The 656-nt window shown below is 44.2% G+C and carries 1 protein-coding gene; it reads left to right on the top strand.

The features are described 5' to 3' along the window. Positions 1-594, top strand: a 594-nt coding sequence (locus R7226_RS31570) for a hypothetical protein (RefSeq protein ID WP_318601535.1), incomplete at its 5' end; no start/stop codon positions are given. Positions 595-656 lie beyond the last annotated feature (62 nt).

The following is a 656-nucleotide window of genomic DNA, read 5'->3' as shown; positions in this document are numbered from 1 at the left end:
CGAACTGATTATAATCACTATTACGCTGGTACTTGGGTTGTATTAAAAGAGAACAACGTAAATGTGCCATTATTTGTTTTAGAAGTGTCTGATCCGAGCAATCGCCGTGAACATGACTACTCCGAAGAACACAGAGCGCAGCTGCTTCTTGTTTGTGATCGTTACGATAAAGATCGTAGCGGTCGCTTACGTTCGTCCCGCTGTGAAGTTAACGTAATGAATGAAAATCTGGTGCTTGAATCTCCAGATGTTGGTTACGTTAAAACTGGTGATGTGGTCAGATGGACTCATATCACACCTGTTCGTCAACGTATGAAGGGTGTGACTGGTCACAAAATTCGTCAGGTACAAGTGGGGCAGCGTCAAGGACAGTTGATGTATGATCTATTCAATCCAGAGTTTGAAGGGTTGATTGATCGCTATACTTACGTCGCTCCTTTCAATAACCAAATCTACTACAAAGGTGCTCACATCGGTCGCGTGAACCATGACACTCGTTCTGTCATTCTTCTGCGTCGATTCCAGTATCTGGTGGAAACGGTACTGCAACCAGAATTTCCTGTTTACGTTTTTGATCTGGTAGGGAATCTATGACAACAGTTGCCTCGGCATTCGGACATCATCAACCGCGTCTGAATGCTACGCATCCGAAAATC

The sequence above is a fragment of the Conexibacter stalactiti genome (assembly GCF_033542075.1).
In the GTDB taxonomy this organism is placed as follows: Bacteria; Actinomycetota; Thermoleophilia; order Solirubrobacterales; family Solirubrobacteraceae; genus Conexibacter; species Conexibacter stalactiti.
Note: the sequence above shows the minus strand (reverse complement) of the source record. Positions and strands in the feature narration are given on the sequence as shown.